The following is a 22130-nucleotide window of genomic DNA, read 5'->3' on the forward strand; positions in this document are numbered from 1 at the left end:
ACGGCACGGTCCCGTCGCGAACGAGCCGGAATTAGGGACGGCCGGCCTCTCCCATTGCGGCGGAATTTCACGTCACGATTCCGCGGCATTTCGGTTCCGGCCCGGATAAGGGAGCGATTCGAACCGTCCGGTGTGATGTTTTCGGGCGATACGGAGCCCGGGACCTTTCCGGCCCCGGGCTCCGTATCGCTCACACGGGCGTCACACGGCGTCCCCGCACACGGGCGTCACACCACCTGGACGCCCGGTTCGTCCGACTCCACGCGCAGCCGCGCCAGTGTGCTCGCGGTCGCCTGCGGGCTGAGGACCGTGTCGACGACGCGGACCCGCACGTCGATGCTGTCGTGGCGGATGTCGAACAGGTGGTAGCCGCGGTGGGCGTCGATCACCTTCCAGTGCGGGTTGTCCGCCATCAGCGGGTCCCACTGGGCGTGGAAGGCGGCCTGGTCCTGGTCGCCGCTGCTGGAGATGGAGGTGCCGACGAACTCGGCGCCGACGACGTCGGAGTCCGGGTCGGCGAAGTCCTTCTTGAGGTCGCTGATCATCGTCAGGTGCCGGTCGCCGCTGAGCACGACGGGGTTGCGGATGCCGGAGAACTCCTCCAGCAGGGCGTTGCGCTCCCTCTGGTAGCCGTCCCAGGCGTCGTAGTACCAGAGCTTGCCCTCGCCGAGCTGCAGGTCGGTCTCGGCCATCATGATCTGCGAGGCGATCAGGTTCCAGCGGGCCCGGGAGTCGTGCAGGCCGTCCAGCAGCCAGGCCTTCTGCTCTGCGCCGAGCATGGTCATCGCCGGGTCCTGGGCGCCCGCCTGGCCGGTGGCCTGGTCGCTGCGGAACTGGCGGGTGTCCAGCACGTTGAGGCGGGCGAGCCGGCCGAACTCCAGGCGGCGGTACATCTGGATGTGCGGGCCGTTCGGGATCGCGGTGGCCCGCACGGGCATGTGCTCGTAGTAGGCCTGGAAGGCCGCGGTCAGGCGGGAGACGAACGCGTCGTGCGGCTGCTTGTCGGGGTCCTGCGGCACCTCCGCGGCCCAGTCGTTGTCGACCTCGTGGTCGTCGAAGGTGACCACCCAGGGCGCGTTCGCCTGGATCGCCACGAGGTCGGGGTCGGTGCGGTACTGGGCGTAACGGTTGCGGTACTGGACGAGGGTGAACGGCTCCCCCTTGCCCTCGTGCCGCCGTACGGCCGTCGCGGAGGGCGAGGACTCGTAGATGTAGTCGCCGACGAAGAGCACCACGTCGGGGTCCTGGGCGAGCATGTCCGCGTACGGGGTGAAGTAGCCGTGCTGCCAGTTCTGGCAGGAGGCGAGGGCCACGCGCAGCGAGCCGCCCTTGCGGTGCGGGTGCGGGGCGGTGCGGGTGCGGCCGGTGGGCGAGAGCTGGCCGCCGGCCCGGAAGCGGTACCAGTACGGGCGGTCCGGGCGCAGCCCCCGTACGTCCACGTGGACGCTGTGCCCGAGCTCGGGCACGGCCTGGGCGGTGCCCCGGCGGGCGGTTCTTCTGAACCGCTCGTCCTCGGCTATCTCCCACTGGACCGGGAACGCCGCGTCGGGCATGCCTCCGCCGTTGAGCGGGTCCGGGGCGAGCCGGGTCCACAGCACGATGCCGTCGGGCAGCGGGTCGCCGGAGCCGACGCCGAGGGTGAACACGCCGTCCGGCAAGGGGGTGTCGGCGGCACGGGCGACACCGGGAAGCCAGAGCTGGGCGGATGCGGCGGCGCCGAGGACGGCGGCACCGGCGGTCAGAAAGCGACGGCGGTCGGGCGTTGTTGCTGCGGTCATTCGCGAACTCCCTCGCCAGGTGGGCTTCTTCGAATCACACACGGACCCGCGCAAGCTCCCACGGCCGGTCGGCCCGCCCGCTGAACCGGAAGCTTCACGCGCATGACATCCAGGCGGACAACAGAGAACCCGTCACGGCACAGGAACCACACAACACACGTGTTCTCGCCGTGACGGGTCGACAGTTCTGCCCAGGTGTCAGGAGGTGTTCACGTTAACGGGTGTTGAGCGGGTGAATCCCGAACCGTTCCGGCCATTCGCGCCCGTGTCCCGGGCCGCCCTCCCCCTGGCGGCCGGCTCCGCCGGACCCGCGCGGTCACGGCAGAAGAATCGGCGCGCGGAAGCGGCCGGCCCCGGGAGCCGGGAGGCACAGCAAAAGTGCGGCACGGAACGGAGATCCGTTCCGTGCCGCACCTGTCGGCTCACGTGGCGGGGACGCGGTCACCGCGCGGCCCGCCGCCGTCTTCCCGGGCGTTCAGCCGAACCCCCGGGAGGTCCCGTCTACTCGAACGGGTCGAAGTCGTCGTACTCCCGCTCCGCGTCGTCCCGCTCGGCCTGCTTGTCGCGCCGGCGCTGGGCCGCGGGCCGGGGCTCCTCGAAGCGGTGGTCCTCGCCGCGGCGGCCGAGCATCTCGGCGCCCGACATCATGGTCGGCTCCCAGTCGAAGACGACCGCGTTCTCCTCGGGGCCGATGGCGACGCCGTCGCCGGCCCGGGCGCCGGCCTTCATCAGCTTGTCCTCGACACCGAGGCGGCCCAGCCGGTCGGCGAGGTAGCCGACGGCCTCGTCGTTGTTGAAGTCGGTCTGGCGCACCCAGCGCTCTGGCTTCTCGCCGCGCACCCGGTACAGCGGCTCGCCCTCGACCTCCTCGCGAGTGACGGTGAAGCCGGTGTCGTCCACGGCCTTCGGCCGGATGACGATCCGGGTCGCCTCCTCCTTCGGCTTGGCGGCGCGCGACTGCGCGACCATCTCACCGACGGCGAACGTCAGCTCGCGCAGTCCGATGTGGGCCACCGCCGACACCTCGAAGACGCGGTAACCGCGCGCCTCCAGGTCCGGGCGGACCATCTCGGCGAGGTCCTTGCCGTCCGGCACGTCGATCTTGTTCAGAACGACGATGCGGGGGCGGTTGTCGAGGCCGCCGTACTGGCGCAGCTCCTCCTCGATGATGTCGAGGTCGGAGAGCGGGTCACGGTCGGACTCCAGGGTCGCGGTGTCCAGCACGTGCACCAGCACGCTGCACCGCTCGACGTGCCGCAGGAACTCAAGGCCGAGGCCCTTGCCCTGGCTGGCGCCCGGGATCAGACCCGGCACGTCGGCCATGGTGAACACGGTGGAGCCGGCCGTCACGACGCCGAGGTTGGGCACGAGCGTGGTGAACGGGTAGTCCGCGATCTTGGGCTTGGCCGCGCTGAGCACGGAGATCAGGGAGGACTTTCCGGCGCTCGGGTAGCCGACCAGGGCCACGTCGGCGACGGTCTTCAGCTCCAGGACGATGTCCTGGAGGTCGCCGGGCTCGCCGAGCAGCGCGAAGCCGGGGGCCTTGCGGCGGGCGCTGGCCAGCGCCGCGTTGCCGAGGCCGCCGCGGCCGCCCTGGGCGGCGACGTACGAGGTGCCGTGGCCGACGAGGTCGGCGAGTACGTTGCCGGCCTTGTCCAGCACGACCGTGCCGTCCGGGACCGGCAGGACCAGGTCCTGGCCGTCCTTGCCGGAGCGGTTGCCGCCCTCACCGGGCTTGCCGTTGGTGGCACTGCGGTGCGGGGAGTGGTGGTAGTCGAGGAGCGTGGTCACCGACTGGTCGACGGTGAGGATCACATCGCCGCCACGGCCGCCGTTTCCGCCGTCCGGGCCGCCCAGCGGCTTGAACTTCTCACGGTGGACGGAGGCACAGCCGTGGCCCCCGTTACCCGCGGCGACATGCAGATCGACGCGGTCCACGAAGGTGGTCATGGTTCGGTGCCTCCTGGTGGTACCCCCGGCCGACGGCTGGGGAAGTACGGGTATTACCTATGTCAACACGCGAAAGGCGGACCCGCCTTCCCGATGGGAAGGTGAGGTCCGCCTCGCGAAACGTTCGGTCGAAGCCGTGAATCAGATGATTCAGGCGACCGGAACGATGTTCACGACCTTGCGGCCACGGTGGGAGCCGAACTCCACGGCACCGGGCAGCAGCGCGAACAGGGTGTCGTCGCCGCCACGGCCGACGCCGGCGCCCGGGTGGAAGTGGGTACCACGCTGGCGGACCAGGATCTCACCAGCGCTCACGACCTGACCGCCGAAGCGCTTCACGCCGAGCCGCTGGGCATTGGAGTCGCGACCGTTCCGAGTGGACGATGCGCCCTTCTTGTGTGCCATCTGTTCTCAGTCCCTTACTTCGCAGCCGCGGGGATCTCAGTGACCTTGATCGCCGTGTACTGCTGGCGGTGGCCCTGACGACGGCGGTAGCCGGTCTTGTTCTTGTAGCGCAGAATGTCGATCTTCTGGCCCTTGTGGTGGTCCACGACCTCAGCCTGGACCTTGATGCCGGCCAGCACCCACGGGTCGCTGGTCACGGCGTCGCCGTCGACAACGAGCAGGGTCGAGAGCTCGACCGTGTCGCCAACCTGGGCGGTGGAAATCTTGTCAACCTCAACGATGTCGCCGACAGCAACCTTGTGCTGGCGACCACCGCTGCGCACGATGGCGTACACGCGGATCTCTCTTTCGCTCGAAAACAGACGGCACCCCCGCAGGCCAGCCGCCCGGGAAACCACGGACGACCTCTCCCGGGCCAACCGTGTGCCCGGAAGGAAGAGGTTTACGGGGATGTGACGTGTTCAATGGACACGCCGAGGGTCAAGGTTACGGGGCCGTGGCCGAAGGGGTCAAACCGGGCCGGGCCCCTGAGGTGTGTGGCCGGTCACGTGGACCGGCCGCACACCTCACCGGGCTTCGTCAGCCCTCGTCGCCGGCCGCGGAGACCGTGGTGGTCTTCTTCGCCGTCGACTTCTTGGCGGCCGTCTTGGCGGTCTTCGTCGCCTTCTTGGCCGTCGTCTTCTTGGCGGCCGTCGTCTTGGCCGCGGCCTTCTTGGTGGTGGCCGCCTTCTTCGCGGGGGCCTTCTTCGCCGGGGCCTTCTTGGCCGCCTTGCGGGCGGTCTTCTTGGCCGGCGCGGCCTCCTCGGCCGTCTCCTCGACGGGCGCCTCGGCAGCCAGCTCCGGCGCGGCCGACGGGACGACCACGACGGCCGCCTCCTCGGACGCGGTCGGCGCGGTGGCCTTGCGCACGGCACGGCGACGCGGGCGGGCCGGGGCGGCGCTCTCGGCGGGCGCCTCCTCGACCGGGGCCGGGGCGACGGCCTCGGGCTCGGCGGCCACCGGCGCGGGCTCCACGACGGTCACCACGGCCGTCTCGGCCACCGCCGGGGCACCGGCCGGGGCGGACGCCTTGCGGGTGGCACGGCGGCGCGTACGGCCCTTGGGAGCGGCCTCCTCGGCGACGGTCTCCTGGACCGCCACCGTCTCGGCGGCGACCGGCTCGGCCTTCGCAGGGGCGGCTGCCGGGGCCGGCGCGGCGACCTGGGTCTTCGAGGCCTGAGCGGCCTCGACGGCCTCGGCCCGCTCGGCCCGCTCGGCCCTCGCGGACCTGCGGCTCTCCGTCTTCGGCGCACCGGCAGGAGCCGAGGCCTTACGGCTGGCGCGGCGCCGCGTACGGCCACGGCCGGCCGCCGCCTCCGCCTCGGCGATGCTGCTGTACAGCTCCTCGTCCGGCACGAACTCGGGCGCGGGCAGCGCGACGGGCTCGGCGACCTCGGCGGTGACCTCGGCGACGGTCTCCGTCTCCGGCTCCACCGCCTCACCGGTCTCCACGGCCACGGCGGCGGTCTCGTGCTCGTGCTCGTGCACATGACCGTCACCGCCACGGGCGCGCTTCTTGCGCTTGCCGCCACCGCCACCGGGGGCGGTCGGCTGCTCCATGTGGACGATGACACCGCGGCCGTTGCAGTGGACGCAGTTCTCGGAGAACGACTCCAGCAGGCCCTGGCCGACCCGCTTGCGGGTCATCTGGACCAGGCCCAGCGAGGTGACCTCGGCCACCTGGTGCTTGGTCCGGTCGCGGCCCAGGCACTCCAGCAGTCGGCGCAGCACCAGGTCCCGGTTGGACTCCAGCACCATGTCGATGAAGTCGATCACGATGATGCCGCCGAGGTCGCGCAGCCGCAGCTGGCGCACGATCTCCTCGGCCGCCTCCAGGTTGTTCCTGGTGACCGTCTCCTCCAGGTTGCCGCCCTGGCCGGTGAACTTGCCGGTGTTGACGTCGACGACGACCATCGCCTCGGTCCGGTCGATCACCAGCGAACCGCCGCTGGGCAGCCAGACCTTGCGGTCCAGCGCCTTGGCGAGCTGCTCGTCGATCCGGTGGGTGGCGAAGACGTCGACCTCGGAGGTCCACCGCTGCAGCCGGTCCGCGAGGTCCGGGGCCACGTGGGAGACGTACCCGTGGATCGTCTCCCAGGCCTCGTCACCGCTGACGACGACCTTGGAGAAGTCCTCGTTGAAGATGTCGCGCACGACGCGGACGGTCATGTCCGGCTCGCCGTACAGCAGCGCCGGAGCGTTGCCGGTCTTGGCCTTCTTCTGGATCTCCTCCCACTGCGCCTGGAGCCTCTCGACGTCGCGGCGCAGCTCGTCCTCGCTCGCGCCCTCGGCGGCGGTGCGCACGATGACGCCCGCGTCCTCGGGGACGATCTTCTTGAGGATGGTCTTCAGCCGGGCCCGCTCGGTGTCGGGCAGCTTGCGGCTGATGCCGGTCATCGAGCCCTCGGGGACGTACACGAGGTAACGGCCCGGCAGGGAGACCTGGCTGGTCAGACGGGCGCCCTTGTGGCCGATCGGGTCCTTCGTCACCTGGACGAGGACGGGCTGGCCCGACTTCAGGGCGGACTCGATGCGGCGCGGCCCGTTGGCCATGCCGAGCGCCTCGAAGTTGACCTCACCGGCGTACAGGACGGCGTTGCGGCCCTTGCCGATGTCGATGAAGGCGGCCTCCATCGACGGCAGCACGTTCTGGACCTTGCCCAGGTAGACGTTGCCGACGTACGAGGTCGACTGCTCCTTGTTGACGTAGTGCTCGACGAGCACGCCGTCCTCCAGGACGCCGATCTGCGTGCGCTCGCCGTGCTGGCGCACGACCATCACGCGCTCGACGGCCTCGCGGCGGGCCAGGAACTCGGCCTCGGTGATGATCGGCACACGCCGGCGGCCCTGCTCGCGGCCCTCACGGCGGCGCTGCTTCTTGGCCTCCAGACGGGTCGAGCCCTTGATGGACTGCACCTCGTCGGACGGCTCGGTCGCCTTGCGGGGCTCGCGGACCTTGACGACCGTGCGCTCCGGGTCGTCGCCCGTCGGCTCGGCCTCGGGACCGCTGTCACCGGCCCGACGGCGACGGCGCCGACGGCGACGGCTGGAGCTGGACCCGCCGGACTCGTCGCCACGAGCGTCCTCGGCGTCCTCTTCCTCCTGCTCGGCGGTGTCCTCGGTGTCCTGCTCGGCCTGCTCGGCGGCGAGCTCGTCGGCCTCGGCGTCCATGCCCTCGCCGTCGGCGGCGTCACCACGGCGACGGCGACGGCCGCCCCGGCGGCGACGGCGGCGCGAGCCGGACTCCTCCGAGCCCTCGGCGTCGTCACCCTCGTCGTACTCGGCGGCCTCTTCGGCCTCCTCCGGCTCCTCGGCCTCGACGGCCCGCGGCGCCTCGACGACCCGCGTCTCCTCGACGGCGGCCGCCCGGCGGCGACGGCGACGGCGCGCGCCGCTCTCGCCGCGCTCCTCCGCGTACGCCCCGGATTCCCGGGTCTCCTCGGTGGCCTCGGTCTCCTCGGCCTCATCAGCCTCGGCGGGCGTGGCGGCGGCCTCGGCCGCGGCGCGCTCCGGGGTCTGGAAGCGCGGCTCGGTGAACACCGGCGCCTGGAACACGGCCACGGCGGGACGCTTGGGGCGACGCGTCGACTCGGTCTCGGCGGCCTCGGCGGCCTTGGCGGGCGCGGCGGCGGACTTCGCGGCGACGGCCGGCTCGGGCTCGGAGAACCCGCCCGCGGCCTGCCGCACGACGCGGCGGCGCCGGCGCGGGCCCGCGGCCTCGGCGGAGGCCTCGGCGGCGGGGGCCGCCTCGACGGCTTCCGGAGTCTCGGTCACGACAGCCCGCTCGGCACCCTTGGCCTCGACGGTCTCGTTCTCGGTCCCGGGAGCGCCGGAGGGCGCGGAGACACGGCGCGTGGCGCGACGGCGGGCACGGCGCGGCGCGGCCTCTTCGGTGCTCTCGGCGACCTCGTCGGCCACGTCGGCCTCGGCGGCGGGCGCGGTCCGAGCGGCGGCGGCCGGCACGACGACCTCGGCGGTCTCGGCGGGCGCGGCGGCCTCGGCGGCCTCGGCGGCCGGGGCACCGGCGGGCGCGGAGGCACGACGGGTCGCACGACGGCGGGGACGACCGGCCGACGCGGCCTCGGCCTCGACGGCGGGCGCGGCTTCGACGGCCGGCGCGGGCTCCGCCTCGGCGGCGACCGGGGTCACGGCGGCGGGCGCGGACTCCGGCGCCTCGACGGCCTTCGGCGCCCCGGCGGGCGCGGAGGCACGACGGGTCGCACGACGGCGCGGGCGGGCGGCGGACTCGGCCTCGGCCTCTACGGCCGCGGCGACCGGCTCCTCAGCCTTGGTCACAGCGGTACCCGCCTTCTGCTCGGTCTTCTGGGTCTCGGTCTCGGTCTCGCCCTCGGCAGCAGCCGCAGCCGCAGCGCCGACGGGCGCGGACGTACGACGGGTCGCACGACGGCGGGGGCGGCGAGGAGCGGCGTCCTCGGCGGATTCGGATTCGGCGGACGCGGCGGCGTCAGCGGCCTCGACGGGCGCGGCGGTCTCGGTGGACGCGACGGCCTCGGTGGCGGGCGCTGCGGCCGGGACGGCCGTTTCAGTGGCCTCGGTCGCCTCGGTGGGCGCGGGCGCCCCGGTCGGCGCGGACGCGCGGCGCGTCGCCCGGCGGCGGGTACGGCCGGAGGCCGCGGGCTCCTCGACGGCGGCGGGCGCCGTCACGGCCTCGTCCTCGGCCTTCGCCTCGGCGATCTCGTCGGCCTCGGCGGTAGCCACGACTGTGGTCGTGACCTCGGCGGAGGCCTCGGCGGCGCCCGGCGGACCCGCCGGGCGCGAAGCGGCCCTGCGACGCCTGCGCGGCGGCAGGGTGTCGCTGGGGGTGTTCAGTTCGGAACCCTCGTTGGGTTCGGTCGGCTCGAGCATGCGGGCTTATCTCCCGTCAGGCTCCCGGGCGCCGCGCCTGGTCCGGCGACGGTTTCGAAGAACCGTCCGCCGTTGACGTCCGCGGCCCGCGCGATGCGCGGTGGCCGCCGTCCGGGGCGCGGGCGCCGCACGGGAACTCTGTGTCCTTGTCTCGCCGGTTCCGTACACCTTGTCGGTACGGCCTGGCGAAAGTCTTCTGGTCGAGTGCGCCGCCCGACCCAGGTGGCTCCCGAGTACAAGGGCTGCGCTACGACGTCCGTCCCTACGCGGAACCGTCCGGCGCCGTCGCGGCGGCAGCCGGTGCGGCCTTCACGGCCTCGGCTGCCTCGCGGTCGGGCGCGAGCGGATCGGTCACCGTGCCGGTCTCTTCATCGAACAGCCCCTGCGCCAGCCTGGTCACCGCTGCGGGGACCGGCGGCGCCAGGTCGGCCACGGCGCGGAGACCGGACAGGACGTCGTCGGGTCGTACGGCAGGCGTCACGTGCCGAACAACCAGCCGCAGTATCGCACAGGGCTGGTCGGTCGGCCTATCAGCAGGCGAATCGTGCGTTTCCAGTCGCGCGACAGCCGGGCGGGCGTCGAAGGTGCGGACGCCGTTCTTGGTCATGCGCTGCACCTCGACGGTGTCGGCCTGATCGAAGGCCTCGACCGCGCGCCGGACGTCGGCAGGGTCGACGCCGTCCAGCCGCAGCTCCCAGACGGAGGCGGTGAGCCGGTCGGCGAGACCCGAGGTCCGCGCCTCGACCGCGTCGACGATGTCGAGCCCGGTGGGCAGCGACTCGTCGAGGAGGGCACGCAGGGTCTCGGGATCACGCGCCTGGGTCAGCGCGATCTCCAGGTACTCCGCCTCACTGCCGGTGCCGGTGGGTGCGGCATTGGCGTACGACACCTTCGGATGCGGCGTGAACCCCGCCGAGTACGCCATGGGTACCCCGGCGCGGCGCAGCGCACGCTCGAAAGCGCGCTGGAAGTCACGGTGGCTGGTGAACCGGAGGCGGCCGCGCTTGGTGTAACGCAGTCGAATGCGCTGCACCGCGGGTGCGGGCGGCGGGCCTTCGGGCTGTCGCTTGCCCAGTGTCCTAGTCCTTCGTGAGAGCGGTCGTACTGCTACCAAGAGTACGTGTCCCGGGCCGCGGGAGTTCCCGCCGGTCCGCCTCGGCCGGCTGCCGGGACTCGCCCAGGAGCATCCTGCGGACGTCGGCGCGGGCCTGCCGCACGGTGTCGCGGGCGGAGGACAGCGTCTGCCGCACCGTGTCGCGGCCGGAGGCAAGGGTCTGCCATACGGCGTCGCGGCCGGAGGCAAGCGCCTGCCGCACGACCCGGCCCACCCCGCGCGCCGCCTCGGCGGCGGGCCGCAGGACGAAGTCGCGCAGGGCGTGTCCGACCGGGGTGAGCACCGCCTGGTACACCCAGCGCGCCGGCTCCGCGAAGAACCACCGGAAGGTCCACCGGAAGAGGGTCCCGAGCGCCCGCCCGACGACGAGCGAGATCCGTCCGGCGATCCGCCAGGCGTGCCCGAGGGCGTCCCCGACCTCCCGCGCGACGACGGCGACGGCCCGGCCGAGCGGGGCTAGCACCCAGCGCCACAGCGCGAGCGCGGGCAGCACGAACAGAACGCGCACCGTCCAGTACACGACCACGCCGACCACCGTGGCGACGGCGCTCACGCACCACGCCAGGGCCCGCCCGACCGGCTCGAGGACCCAGTCGTACAGCCACCGCGCGGGGACGACGAGCAGATGACGCACCAGCCACGCCACAGCGGCGGACACCCCCGCCCCGCCGGCGGCGAGCAGGGCGCCCACGCCCTTCAGCAGCAGGACGACACCCCGGCCGACGGGCGTGAGCACCCGCGCGTACAGCCAGGCGAGACCGGCACCGACCCCCCGCCCGACCAGGACGAGCGCGCGCCCCACCGGGGTGAGCACGGCCGCGTACAGCCATCTCAGCGGTACGACCACAAGGACGTACCCGAGCCGACCGAGTCCCCTGCCGACCGGCGCGAGAACGAACCGCCACAGGCCCACCCACGGCCACACGAAGACCGCCCGCCCCAGCCACAGCAGCGCGCGCCCCACGGGACGCAGCACGATGTCGGTCAGCAGCCGGGCGACGACGACCAGCGCGTCCCACACCATCCGCACGGGCACCACCAGCACGAGCACCACGATCCGCACCGGGATCCGGATCGCCACGACGAGGCATCCTTCGGGGTTCCGCGGCGAAGGTGGGGGCTTGTGACTGTCCATACCGGTGTAGACGCGGCGGACACCGTCATGGATGCCGGCCTCTTGTTGCGGGGGCATCACATCTCCTCGCGGTGCGGTCACTTCAGGCTCCATGATCACACCCGTCCCACCCGTCACAGAATCCGTGGACGCACGGACCGTGGTGTGCCGACGGGTCTTGTCACCCGACCACCGCGGTCGTATCCAAGACAGTGACGCGCGCACACTCACGCTCTTGGGGGAGGACGAACCAATGCACTGGTACGTGGACGTACTCAAGAAGTACGCGGTGTTCGACGGCCGCGCCCGCCGGCAGGAATTCTGGATGTTCACGCTGTTCAGCCTGATCATCAGCATCGTGCTGGCGATCGTCGACAACGCCATGGACTCGATGGTGCTCGGCCTCGTCTACAGCCTCGCCGTGCTCCTGCCCTCCCTGGGCGTCACGGTCCGCCGGCTGCACGACACCGGCAAGTCCGGCTGGTTCGTCCTGCTGTGCCTGATCCCGCTGGTCGGCGGGATCATCCTCATCGTCTTCCTCGCCACCGAGGGCAGGCCGGAACAGAACCAGTACGGCGCCAACCCCAAGTACGCCCAGGCCGCCTGACGACAGCGGCCGAAGACCGGATCAGCCCGCACCCCGGCGACCGAGCGCGGCAGGCTCGGTGACCGTCTCGCTCTCTCAGCCGGTCGGCGCCTCGATCACCCGATCGAGGCGCCTCGCTCACCTCAGTGCGCGTGACCGCTCGCCGCAGGGGCCGGGGCCGCGTTCTTGACCGTCAGCGGCAGCAGCTTCTTGCCCGTCGGGCCGATCTGGATGTGGGTGTCCATCTGCGGGCACACGCCGCAGTCGAAGCACGGGGTCCAGCGGCAGTCCTCGACCTCGGTCTCGTCGAGGGCGTCCTGCCAGTCCTCCCAGAGCCAGTCCTTGTCCAGGCCGGAGTCGAGGTGGTCCCAGGGCAGGACCTCCTCGTAGGTGCGCTCGCGGGTGGTGTACCAGTCGACGTCGATGCCGAAGGGGGCGAGCGCCTTGTCGGCGCAGGCCATCCAGCGGTCGTAGGAGAAGTGCTCGCGCCAGCCGTCGAAGCGGCCGCCGTCCTCGTAGACGGCGCGGATCACGGCGCCGGTGCGGCGGTCGCCGCGCGAGAGCAGGCCCTCGACGATGCCGGGCTTGCCGTCGTGGTAGCGGAAGCCGATGGAGCGGCCGTACTTCTTGTCGCCGCGGATCTTGTCGCGGAGCTTCTCCAGGCGGGCGTCCGTCTGCTCGGCGGAGAGCTGGGGCGCCCACTGGAAGGGGGTGTGGGGCTTGGGGACGAAGCCGCCGATCGACACCGTGCAGCGGATGTCGCCCTGGCCGGAGACCTCGCGGCCCTTCTGGATCACGTTCATCGCCATGTCGGCGATCTGGAGGACGTCCTCGTCGGTCTCGGTGGGCAGGCCGCACATGAAGTACAGCTTCACCTGGCGCCAGCCGTTGCCGTAGGCCGTCGCGACCGTGCGGATCAGGTCCTCCTCCGAGACCATCTTGTTGATGACCTTGCGCATGCGCTCGGAGCCGCCCTCGGGGGCGAAGGTGAGGCCCGAACGCCGGCCGTTGCGGGTCAGCTCGTTGGCCAGGTCGACGTTGAAGGCGTCGACGCGGGTCGAGGGGAGGGAGAGGCCGATCTTGTCTTCCGTGTAGCGGTCGGCCAGGCCCTTGGCGATGTCGCCGATCTCGCTGTGGTCCGCGGAGGAGAGCGAGAGGAGGCCGACCTCTTCGAAGCCGGTCGCCTTGAGGCCCTTCTCGACCATGTCGCCGATGCCGGTGATCGAACGCTCACGCACCGGACGGGTGATCATGCCCGCCTGGCAGAAGCGGCAGCCACGGGTGCAGCCGCGGAAGATCTCCACCGACATGCGCTCGTGGACGGTCTCGGCGAGCGGGACCAGGGGCTGCTTGGGGTACGGCCACTCGTCCAGGTCCATGACGGTGTGCTTGGACACGCGCCACGGCACGCCGGACTTGTTGGGGACCACGCGGGCGATACGGCCGTCGGCGAGGTACTCGACGTCGTAGAACGCCGGGATGTAGACGCTGCCCGTCTTCGCGAGGCGGAAGAGGACCTCCTCGCGGCCGCCGGGGCGGCCCTCCGCCTTCCACTCGCGGATGATCTTCGTCATGTCGAGCACGGCCTGCTCGCCGTCGCCGATGATCGCCGCGTCGATGAAGTCCGCGATCGGCTCGGGGTTGAAGGCCGCGTGGCCGCCCGCGAGGACGATCGGGTCGTCGATCGTGCGGTCCTTGGACTCCAGCGGGATGCCGGCCAGGTCCAGGGCGGTGAGCATGTTGGTGTAGCCCAGCTCCGTGGAGAAGGACAGTCCGAACACGTCGAAGGCCTTCACGGGGCGGTGGCTGTCCACCGTGAACTGGGGCACCTGGTGCTCGCGCATCAGCGCCTCCAGGTCCGGCCACACGCTGTACGTGCGCTCGGCGAGGACGCCCTGCTGCTCGTTCAGCACCTCGTAGAGGATCATGACGCCCTGGTTGGGCAGGCCGACCTCGTAGGCGTCCGGGTACATGAGCGCCCAGCGGACGTCACAGTCGTCCCAGGGCTTGACCGTGGAGTTGAGCTCTCCGCCGACGTACTGGATCGGCTTCTGCACATGCGGGAGCAGAGCTTCGAGCTGCGGGAAGACCGACTCGACAGACATCGCGGGATTACCTTCGTGAGCTGACAGGGGTGACCATCAAGCCTAACCCGCTCCGAGGGCTCCTCCGTACGCTCAGCCGGGGATCCCGGAAGCGATCTCCCGCCACAGCTCCGGCAGCTCCGCCTCGTCCGCCGTCGCCCGCTGCTCCTCGCGTCCGTACAGCAGTCCGTACGTGAACGCGCTCTCCCCCGCCGCGTGCGCCACCGCGGACAGTTCGCGCAGGGTGTGGCGGGCCATGACGCTGTCCTGGTGGTCGCCGAGGAGGCTGGTGAGGGACTTCATCGACTTGGCCAGGGCACGGGCCCGGCCGCCGAGGGCGGGGGTGGCCGCCTCGGCGGCGTAGCGGGTGCGCTTGGCCTTCTTGCGGGCGTCGTGCAGCGCGAGGTCGCGGTCCGCGCCGGACGGGAGGTCCAGTGCCCGGGTGACCAGGCGGGAGACCTTCGCGAGGTCCTTGTGCACGGCGGCGGCGAGCGTCTTGTCCGGCTTCCCGGCCGCCTTCTGACGCAGGGGCGGCTCGGCGAGGAGGGCGTCGAGGGTGTCGAGGAGGGCGAGGTAGCGGGCGGAGTCCAGTACGGCGAGGAGGTGGCCGCGTGTGCGGCCGTGCCGGGCGCTCGCCCAGCTGGTGAGGCGGTGGCGTACGGGGCCGGCGACCAGGTCGGGCGGGAGGGCGTCGAGGGCGCTCGTCAGCCGTTCGGCCAGGACCTCCTGGTCGCGGTCGAGGCCCAGTTCGCCGGCCAGCCACTTCAGCTCGGCGGCGATCGGGTCGGTTACGGCGCGGTCGAGGACGGCGCCGAAGGCGCGGAAGGCCGAGCGCGTGCGGCGGGTGGCCACCCGCATCTTGTGCACGGAGTCGGGCAGGTCCCGGCGGACGGCCGGGTCGCAGGTGAGGATCGTGTCGCGCTGTTCGCGGACGTAGGCGAGGACGTGGTCGCCCGCGGTGACGGGTTCGGCGCGGTCGGCGCGGCGGGGGCGTGGGCCGCCGGTGCCGCGCAGCGCCCGGGCGAGTTTGGACGGCGACTTGGAGGGGCGTACGCCCGCCTTGCGCAGCCGTTTCTCGACCAGGTCGAGGAGGGCCGGGTCGCCGTCGTCGGCCAGTTCGACCTCGATCTCGGTCCACTGGGCGGTGCCCCCGTCGCGGTTGAGCCGCTCGGCGTCGACCGTGTCGATGCTCACCTCGGCCAGCAGGGCGCCGGCGGCGTCGACGAGGTGGCTCACGTCACGGGCGGAGCGGAGGCGGACGACGGGGATCAGCTCGGCGCCGCGGACGCGGGCGCGGACCAGTGCGGCGATCTCGTCGGGGACGGTGTCCGAGAGGGGTGCGCGGATCTCGTCGCGGATCCCGGGGGCGACGGGGAACTTCAGGTGCCAGCCGGCGTCCGAGCCTCCGGTGCGGCGGCGCAGGGTGAGGGAGGCGGCGGCCAGCCGTTCGTCGGCGGTGTCGTAGTAGGTGGCGTCCAGTACGACGAGTCCTTTGTCGAGGACGTTCGCCACCGCGCCGACGCCGGTCAGGTCGGGCAGCCCGCTGTCGTCGGATTCGTACTTGCGCTCGATCTCGCGTTTCGTATCCGCCATGAATCGAATTTAGTGCCAGACCGGCCGGCAGGGCAGAGGTCGCCCCGGGTGGATGGCCGGGACATTCCCGCCATCCACCCGGAGAACGGCCTCACGCGGACATCGGCCGCTGTGCCTTGATGGACTGCAGGAGCCCCACTGCCACCCATACGGCGAACATCGATGAACCGCCGTACGACACGAACGGCAGGGGCAGGCCGGTGACCGGCATGATGCCGAGGGTCATGCCGACGTTCTCGAAGGCCTGGAAGGCGAACCAGGCGACGATTCCGGCGGCGACGACCGTGCCGTACAGCTCGGTGGAGTCGCGGGCGATGCGGCAGGCGCGCCACAGGACGACGCCGAGGAGGAGGATTATCAGGCCCGCGCCGAGGAAGCCCAGCTCCTCCCCCGCGACCGTGAAGACGAAGTCCGTCTGCTGTTCGGGGACGAACTGGCCGGTGGTCTGCGAGCCGTGGAACAGGCCGGAGCCGGTCAGGCCGCCGGAACCGATGGCGATGCGGGCCTGGTTGGTGTTGTAGCCGACGCCGGCGGGGTCGAGGTCGGGGTTGGCGAAGGCCGCGAAGCGGTTGATCTGGTAGGCGTCCAGGATGTGCAGCTGCCAGACGGCGATCGCGCCGCTGGCGCCCGCGGCGAGCAGGCCGAAGACCCAGCGGTTGGAGGCGCCGGAGGCGAGCAGGACGCCCAGGATGATGATGACCATCACCATGACCGATCCGAGGTCGGGCATGAGCAGCACGATCGCGATCGGTACGGCGGCGAGGCCGAGGGACTGCAGGACCGTGCGGTGGTCGGGGTACTTCTTGTCGCCGGCGTCCACCCGTGCCGAGAGCAGCATCGCCATGCCCAGGATGATCGTGATCTTCACGAACTCGGAGGGCTGGAGCGAGAAGCCGCCGCCGAGCACGATCCAGGAGTGGGCGCCGTTGACGGTGGAGCCGAGCGGGGTGAGCACGGCGAGGATGCCGAAGACGGACAGGCCGTAGAGGATCGGTACGGCGTTGCGCAGGGCGCGGTGGCCGAGCCAGACGGTGGCGATCATCAGGGCGAGCCCGATGCCGGTGTTCATGAGGTGCCGGAGCAGGAAGTAGTACGGGTCGCCCTGGTTGATCTCGGTGCGGTTGCGTGTCGCCGAGAACACCAGCAGTGAGCCGATCAGTGACAGCGCGACGGCCGCCAGCAGTATCGGCCAGTCGAGCCGGCGGGCCAGGGAGTCGCGGGCGAAGATCCTGGTCCAGCCGGCCCGCTCGGGGCCGTATCCGGAGACGGAGAAGCTGTTGCCGGTCATGTGCGCGTCCTCCGGCTTCCCCTCCTGTGGGGCTTTCTGCGGGTGTTGCTGTTGTTCGTGCTGGGCGGCGAGGTGGCGGGGGGCTGCTGGTCGTCCCCGTTGGTGGTGTTGTCCTTCTGCGAGGCCTCGACGTCCTTGGCCGGGTCGCCGGTGACCTTCGGGGCGGCGATGGTGCCGTCGGCGCGGACCTTGGGCAGACTCTTCTGGGGCTCCGGCAGGAGTGCCTTCTTGTTGTCGATGGAGCCGTCGCCCTTGACGCCGTAGAGGGCGCTGTAGATGTTGCGCACGGCCTCACCGGAGGCTCCGGAACCCGTACCGGCCTGGGCGATCGTCATGATCACCGTGTAGTCCTTGGAGTACGTGGCCAGCCACGAGGTGGTCTGCTTGCCGTAGACCTCGGCGGTACCGGTCTTGGCGTGCAGCGGAATCTTGTTCTGCGGCCAGCCGCCGAACTTCCAGGCGGCGGTACCGCGGGTGATGACGCCCGCGAAGGCGTCGTCCATGCCCTTGAGGGTGGCCTGGCTGACCGGCAGCCTGCCGGCCTTCCTCGGCTTGATCGGCGTGACGGTCCTGCCGTCGGCGCTGATGATCGCCTTGCCGATGGTCGGCTCGTACAGCGTGCCGCCGTTGGCCACGGCGCCGTAGATCCTGGCCTCCTGGATCGGCGTGACGAGGGTGTCGCCCTGGCCGATGGAGTAGTTGATCGAGTCGCCCTCGCGCATCTTGTTGCCCTCGAGGCAGTTCTCGTACGCGATCTTCTCGACGTAGGAGCCGTCCTTCTTGCCGGACTTGCACCAGGCGACCTTGTTGGCCTTCCAGTAGTCCAGCTTCCACTGACGGTCGGGGACGCGGCCGGTGACCTCGTTGGGCAGGTCGACGCCGGTCTCCTTGCCGAGGCCGAACTGGTGGGCGGTCTTGTAGAACCAGTCCTTGGGCTGCCCCTTCTTGGGGTTGATGCCGCCGTCCTTCTTCCACTCCCGGTCCGCGAGGCCGTAGAAGACGGTGTCGCAGGAGACCTCAAGGGCGCGGCCGAGCGAGATCGGGCCGAAGCTCTCTCCCTCGAAGTTCTTGAAGACCTGGCCGCCGACGGAGTAGGAGCTGGTGCACGGATAGCCGCCGTCCCACTTGTACCCGGCCTGGACCGCGGCGGCCGTGGAGACCACCTTGAACGTCGAACCCGGGGCCGCCTGACCCTGTATGGCCCTGTTGAGCAGCGGGTAGTCGGAGTTCTTGCCGGTGAGGGTCTTGTAGTCCTTGGCGGAGATGCCGCCGACCCAGACGTTGGGGTCGTAGGTGGGTGCCGAGGCCATGGCGACGATGCGGCCGGTCTTGGCCTCCATCACCACGACGGCGCCGGAGTCGGCCTTGTAGTTCTCGCTGGTGATCTTGTCGAACTGCTGGCGGGCGACCTTCATCGCCTTGTCCAGTTCGTACTCGGCGACCCGCTGGACTCGGGAGTCGATGCTGGTGACGAGGTTGGAACCGGACTCGGCAGGGTCCGCCTCGGCCTTGCCGATGACCCGGCCGAGGTTGTCGACCTCGTAGCGGGTGACGCCGGCCTTGCCGCGCAGTTCCTTGTCGTACTGCCGCTCCAGGCCGGAGCGGCCGACCATGTCCGAGCGCAGGTAGGGCGAGTCGGTGTCCTTGGCCTTCTGGATCTCGTCGTCGGTGACCGGCGAGAGATAGCCGAGGACCTGGGCGGTGTTGGACTTGCCGGGGCCCGCGTAGCGGCGGACGGCCTCGGGTTCGGCGGTGATGCCGGGGAAGTCCTCGGCGCGCTCGCGGATCTGCAGGGCCTGCTTGGGCGTGGCCTCGTCGGTGATCGGGATCGGCTGGTAGGGCGAGCCGTTCCAGCAGGGCTGGGGGGTCTCGGCGTCGCACAGCCGGACCTTCTGGATGACCTCGTCGGCCTTCAGCCCGAGGACGCCGGCCAGCTTGGTCAGGACGCCCTTGCCGTCGTCGCTCTGCTTGAGCAGGTCGGTGCGGGAGGCGGAGACGACCAGGCGGGTCTCGTTGTCGGCGATCGGCACGCCCCGGGCGTCCAGGATGTCACCGCGCACGGCGGGGTCGACGACCTGCTGGACGTGGTTGCCGGAGGCCTGCTTCTGGTACTCGGCGCCCTCGCGGATCTGGAGGTACCACAGGCGGCCGCCGAGGGTGCCGAGGAGGGAGAGGACGAGGATCTGGATCACGACGAGCCGGGTCTGGACCCGTGGGGTCCGTCCGGTCTCGGGAATGTTGGTCACTGCGGCTGTCCTCCCCCTCTCAGTGCGCGAACGTGTGTGCGCGTACGAATGATGAACGACCGGCCTGTGAGGCCGCGTTCCGCCGGAACTTCCTCGTTCGGGTGAACTCTGCTCGGTTGAACTCTGCTCGGGTGAACTCTGCTCTGACGAAGTCTGCTCGGGAGAACTCTGGGCTGTTCACAGCCGCTTGACCCCCTTGATGCGGCCGACCCTGGCCGTTCGGGTGCGGGCCTTGTTCTTCAGGGCGCCGAGGCCGCGCTGGCTGCCGATGCGCAGGCCGGTGCCGGAGGAGAGCCAGCCGGAGGAGATGTTGCCCGCCTTGGCGGCGGGGCCGCTCTCGGCCAGCGGGTCGTTGTCCGCGCGGCGGGCCAGCCACATGACGCCGGGAACCACGAACGGGGCGAGCAGCAGGTCGTACAGGGCGGCCGAGAACAGCAGTCCGGTCAGGCCGACATGGCGGGCGGCGGTGTCGCCGACCAGGGCGCCGACGCCCGCGTAGAGCAGGGTGGAGCCGACGGCGGCGGCGACCACGACGGCCATCGGGCCGGTCACCGACTTCAGCCGGCCGGTCTCGGGCTTGATGAGTCCGGCGAAGTAGCCGATGACGCTCAGTACGAGGGCGTAGCGGCCGGCCGCGTGGTCGGCGGGCGGGGCGAGGTCGGCGAGCAGGCCGGCCCCGAACCCGACGAGGGCGCCGCCCACATGGCCGTACACCATGGCCAGGCCGAGGACGGTGAGCAGCAGCAGGTCGGGTACCGCGCCGGGCAGGTGCAGGCGGGCGAGGACACTCACCTGGATCACCAGGGCGGCGACGACCAGCGCGCTGGAGAGCAGGATCCGGTTGACACGCATGGGGATTAGCTCCTACTGCTGCTGCTCGTCGGTGTCGGTCGTGTCGGCGGACGGTGTGACCGTCACGGTCACCGTCGGCGTCGGGACCGGCTTGGGCTTGGACGGCAGGACCTCGTCGCGCGGGTCGTGCTTGGGGGCCGCGACGACCACACCGACGATGTCGAGCTTGGTGAAGCCGACGTACGGCGTGACGTAGACCGTGCGGGTCAGGCCGCCGCCGGAGGGGTCGACGCGGGAGACCACGCCGACCGGGACGCCGGGCACGAAGGGCCGGTCGGCCTGGGAGCCGAAGGTGACGAGGCGATCGCCCTTCTTCACCTCGGACTTGCCGTTCAGGAGTTCGACGCGCAGGGGGCGGTCGCCCTGTCCGGAGGCGAAGCCGAGTTCGTCGCTGTTCTCCATGCGGGTGCCGACGGTGAAGTCGGGGTCGTTGGCGAGCAGCACGGTGGCGGTGTCGGGGCCGACCGTGGTGACCCTGCCGACGAGACCGTCGCCGTTGAGGACGGTCATGTCCCGCTTGATGCCGTCGTTGGCGCCCGCGTCGATGGTGATGGTCCAGGAGAATCCCTGCGCCGACCCTATGGCGACGACCTGGGCGCCCTTGATGCCGTACTGGCCCTCGCCGGCGATCTTGAGCATCTTGTCGAGCTGTCCGAGGCGGCTGCGGTTGCGGTCGTCGCTGCCGAGCTTCGCCTTGAGGGCCGCGTTCTCCTTCTCCAGTGCGGCGAGCCGGTCGTGGCGGCTGCCGGAGTCCCGGACGGCCGACACGGCGTTGCCGACCGGGTCGACAGCCGAGGACAGTCCGTTCTCGACGGGTCCGAACACCGTGGCCGCGCCCTGCCGGGCGCCGTCGACAGGGGAATTGCGTCCCCCTCTGATGTCCACCGTGATCAGCGCGAACGCGATGGCTACCAGCAGGACCAGGAGCAGCCGGCTCTCTTTCGTGTCCCTCACGTGCGGCGGCCGTGCCCTTCCTCAATAGGAATTCGGGAGCCCTCGGCGGCGCGCGAACAGCGAAGCGCGAACCCGCGGGGCCTGTTTGTGGGAGCTTATGCCTCTATACCAACGATCCGCCGTACGAGAGGAGATCGTCTCGTACGGCGGAATCGAAGAGTTGTGTCATCTGCGCGGCTGGGCGTCCAGCACCTGCTGGAGCGCCTCGAACTCCTCGACGCACTTGCCGGAGCCGAGCGCGACGCTGTCCAGCGGGTCCTCGGCGATGTGGATCGGCATGCCGGTCTCCCGCCGCAGGCGCTCGTCGAGCCCGCGCAGCAGGGCTCCGCCGCCGGTCAGAACGATTCCTCTGTCCATGATGTCGCCGGACAGCTCCGGCGGGCACTTGTCCAGGGTCGTCTTGACGGCGTCGATGATCGCGTTGACCGGCTCCTCGATCGCCTTGCGCACCTCCGCTGCGGAGATGACGACGGTCTTGGGCAGACCGGAGACCAGGTCCCGGCCGCGGACTTCGGTGTGCTCGTCGGAGTCGAGGTCGTACGCCGAACCGATCGTGATCTTGATCTGCTCGGCCGTCCGCTCACCCAGCAGAAGGCTGTACTCCTTCTTGATGTACTGGATGATCGCGTTGTCCAGTTCGTCGCCCGCGACGCGGATGGACTGGGCGGTGACGATGCCGCCGAGCGAGATGACCGCGACCTCCGTGGTGCCGCCGCCGATGTCCACCACCATGTTGCCGGTGGCCTCATGGACCGGCAGGCCCGAGCCGATGGCGGCCGCCATGGGCTCCTCGATGATGTGCACCTGGCGGGCGCCCGCCTGGGAGGACGCCTCGATCACGGCGCGGCGCTCGACACCTGTGATGCCCGAGGGCACACAGACGACGACCCGCGGCCGGGCGAGATACCGCCGCTTGTGGATCTTCAGGATGAAGTAGCGGAGCATCCGCTCGGTGATCTCGAAGTCGGCGATCACGCCGTCCCTCAGCGGACGCACGGCCACGATGTTGCCCGGCGTCCGGCCGATCATCTTCTTCGCTTCGGCGCCGACCGCGAGGATGCCACCGGTGTTGGTGTTGATCGCGACGACGGACGGCTCGTTGAGTACGATCCCACGACCCCTGACGTACACCAGCGTGTTGGCGGTCCCGAGGTCGACAGCCATGTCACGGCCGATGAACGACATTGAGTTCCCCATCAGGATTCGTCTGGCCTTCCCACTAGCTTTTGAGGGCTTTTCAGGTAGGCGAGGTGGGTGCTGT

General features: G+C 71.0%; 15 protein-coding genes. 1 reads left to right on the plus strand and 14 read right to left on the minus strand.

Annotation, left to right across the window (positions count from 1 at the left end; genetic code table 11):
- Positions 1 to 227 precede the first annotated feature (227 nt).
- The 7 genes from OIB37_RS13435 to OIB37_RS13465 all read right to left on the minus strand — a co-directional run bounded on the left by OIB37_RS13435 (position 228) and on the right by OIB37_RS13465 (position 11287).
- Positions 228 to 1778, minus strand: coding sequence for an alkaline phosphatase D family protein (locus OIB37_RS13435; RefSeq protein ID WP_330457816.1), 1551 nt, complete (start codon positions 1776 to 1778; stop codon positions 228 to 230).
- Positions 1779 to 2279: 501 nt separating this feature from the next.
- Entirely contained in the window at positions 2280 to 3728 is a 1449-nt protein-coding gene (gene obgE, locus OIB37_RS13440; protein WP_330457817.1) for a GTPase ObgE, read from the minus strand.
- Between the two features lie 150 nt (positions 3729 to 3878).
- On the minus strand, positions 3879 to 4133 hold the full coding sequence (rpmA, locus tag OIB37_RS13445; protein WP_147986439.1) for a 50S ribosomal protein L27: 255 nt from the start codon (positions 4131 to 4133) through the stop codon (positions 3879 to 3881).
- 14 nt (positions 4134 to 4147) lie between these two features.
- Positions 4148 to 4468: a 50S ribosomal protein L21 gene (gene rplU / locus OIB37_RS13450; protein ID WP_007449531.1), complete on the minus strand. Its 321-nt coding sequence runs from the start codon at positions 4466 to 4468 to the stop codon at positions 4148 to 4150.
- A gap of 244 nt (positions 4469 to 4712) precedes the next feature.
- Positions 4713 to 9038 (minus strand): Rne/Rng family ribonuclease, encoded by a 4326-nt coding sequence (locus OIB37_RS13455; protein WP_330457818.1) that lies wholly within the window; start codon positions 9036 to 9038, stop codon positions 4713 to 4715.
- A 262-nt stretch (positions 9039 to 9300) separates the two neighbouring features.
- Positions 9301 to 10071 carry a TIGR03936 family radical SAM-associated protein gene (locus tag OIB37_RS13460; RefSeq protein ID WP_330457819.1) on the minus strand — a complete coding sequence of 257 codons (771 nt, stop codon included), beginning with the start codon at positions 10069 to 10071 and terminating at the stop codon, positions 9301 to 9303.
- A gap of 46 nt (positions 10072 to 10117) precedes the next feature.
- Positions 10118 to 11287 carry a hypothetical protein gene (locus OIB37_RS13465; RefSeq protein WP_330461839.1) on the minus strand — a complete coding sequence of 390 codons (1170 nt, stop codon included), beginning with the start codon at positions 11285 to 11287 and terminating at the stop codon, positions 10118 to 10120.
- 232 nt (positions 11288 to 11519) lie between these two features.
- Here OIB37_RS13465 and OIB37_RS13470 point away from each other — a divergent pair, with 232 nt between their 5' ends.
- Entirely contained in the window at positions 11520 to 11873 is a 354-nt protein-coding gene (locus tag OIB37_RS13470; protein ID WP_330457820.1) for a DUF805 domain-containing protein, read from the plus strand.
- A gap of 122 nt (positions 11874 to 11995) precedes the next feature.
- Here OIB37_RS13470 and OIB37_RS13475 read toward each other — a convergent pair whose 3' ends face one another.
- From OIB37_RS13475 to OIB37_RS13505, 7 genes are all read right to left on the minus strand, one after another.
- Positions 11996 to 13957, minus strand: coding sequence for a TIGR03960 family B12-binding radical SAM protein (locus OIB37_RS13475; protein WP_330457821.1), 1962 nt, complete (start codon positions 13955 to 13957; stop codon positions 11996 to 11998).
- 72 nt (positions 13958 to 14029) lie between these two features.
- Positions 14030 to 15529 carry a CYTH and CHAD domain-containing protein gene (locus OIB37_RS13480; RefSeq protein WP_330457822.1) on the minus strand — a complete coding sequence of 500 codons (1500 nt, stop codon included), beginning with the start codon at positions 15527 to 15529 and terminating at the stop codon, positions 14030 to 14032.
- A gap of 91 nt (positions 15530 to 15620) precedes the next feature.
- Positions 15621 to 16817, minus strand: a complete 1197-nt coding sequence (gene rodA, locus OIB37_RS13485; protein ID WP_330457823.1) for a rod shape-determining protein RodA — start codon at positions 16815 to 16817, stop codon at positions 15621 to 15623.
- Complete coding sequence (gene mrdA / locus OIB37_RS13490; RefSeq protein WP_330457824.1) at positions 16814 to 19063, minus strand: penicillin-binding protein 2; 2250 nt, start codon at positions 19061 to 19063, stop codon at positions 16814 to 16816. Before mrdA ends, rodA begins: the two co-directional genes overlap by 4 nt.
- Positions 19064 to 19240: 177 nt before the next feature.
- A complete protein-coding gene (mreD, locus tag OIB37_RS13495) occupies positions 19241 to 19915 on the minus strand; it encodes a rod shape-determining protein MreD (protein ID WP_330457825.1) in 675 nt (224 codons plus the stop codon).
- A gap of 12 nt (positions 19916 to 19927) precedes the next feature.
- A complete protein-coding gene (gene mreC, locus OIB37_RS13500) occupies positions 19928 to 20869 on the minus strand; it encodes a rod shape-determining protein MreC (RefSeq protein ID WP_330457826.1) in 942 nt (313 codons plus the stop codon).
- 165 nt (positions 20870 to 21034) lie between these two features.
- Positions 21035 to 22054 carry a rod shape-determining protein gene (locus OIB37_RS13505; RefSeq protein ID WP_330457827.1) on the minus strand — a complete coding sequence of 340 codons (1020 nt, stop codon included), beginning with the start codon at positions 22052 to 22054 and terminating at the stop codon, positions 21035 to 21037.
- Positions 22055 to 22130: the final 76 nt, after the last annotated feature.

The organism is Streptomyces sp. NBC_00820 (assembly GCF_036347055.1).
GTDB lineage: Bacteria > Actinomycetota > Actinomycetes > Streptomycetales > Streptomycetaceae > Streptomyces.